The 1,112-nt window shown below is 78.9% G+C and carries 1 protein-coding gene; it reads right to left on the reverse strand.

The genetic code is table 11. The features are described from left to right. A partial coding sequence (locus ACSNOD_RS31330) for a hypothetical protein (protein WP_436770460.1) occupies positions 1-1,112 on the reverse strand: 1,112 nt, incomplete at both ends.

The raw sequence follows: 1,112 nt of genomic DNA on the forward strand, positions 1-1,112 counted from the left end.
ACCGTACGGAACGGCGGCGCCTGAGCCAGGCGAATCGGCCCGCCTCGCACCGTACGGGTCACGGCGGCTCGGGCCGTACGGACCACCGGGGCCAGTACTGGGCGGCGGAACGGCCGGCCCCGCACCGTACAGAGCACCGGGACGCGTGCCGGGCGGACCGGCGGGGCTTGAGCCGGAACGATCGGCCGGCCCCGCGCCGTACGGGGTGACGGCACCCGAGCCGGATGGATCGGCGGGACCCGAGGCGTACGAGGCACGGGCGCTCGAACCGTACGGAACGGCGGCGCCTGAGCCAGGCGAATCGGCCCGCCTCGCACCGTACGGGTCACGGCGGCTCGGGCCGTGCGGACCACCGGGGCCAGCGCCGAGCGGATCGGCCAGCCTCGCACCGTACGGAGCGCCGGGACGCGTGCCGGGCGGACCGGCGGGGCTTGAGCCGGGTGGATCGGTCGGCCCCGCGCCGTACGGGTCGCGGCGGCTCGGGCCGTGTGGGCCATCAGCGCCCCGGTCGGGAGCATTCGTGGCGCCAGGGGCGTCGGGGGGCCGTCGGTGGCGGGCGTGGCGGACGGCCGCTCGGGCCGTCGTCAGGGCGGCCAGCGCGGCCAGGGCGAGGAGGGCCAGGGTCCAGGGCGCGAGCGGCAGGGCCGTGTGGGAGAGGGCGGCCGTGTGGCGGGCGCCGCCCGGGGCCGTCGCGGTCACCCGCAGCTCGACCACGTCGAGGGCGGGGGCCGTCGGCCAGGGTTCGGCGAGCCGGACGCGCTGGCCGGGCAGCAGTTCCAGGGGCAGGGTGCGGGCCGGTGGGTGCCAGCTGGTGCCGAGCCGGCCCTCCGCCTCGACGGCCAGCCGGGGCCTGAGCACGGTGTTGCCGCGGTTGACCAGGGCGTAGCGGATCTCCGTACCGCCGCCGGACCCGGCGGCGGCGGGCCGCTCACCGACGGAGGCGTCCTCGACCGTGAGGGCGGCGAGCGTCGGGCCGCTCACCCGCAGCGCGAGCCGGGTGGTGACCTCCCGCCCGTCGCCGGCGGCGACGATCGCGCCGACATGATCGCCCGTCGCCGCACCGGCCGGCACGGTCACCGTGAAGGGCACCTCCGCGCGCGTACGGGCCGGGA

Source organism: Streptomyces sp. URMC 123 (assembly GCF_051386515.1).
Lineage (GTDB): Bacteria > Actinomycetota > Actinomycetes > Streptomycetales > Streptomycetaceae > Streptomyces.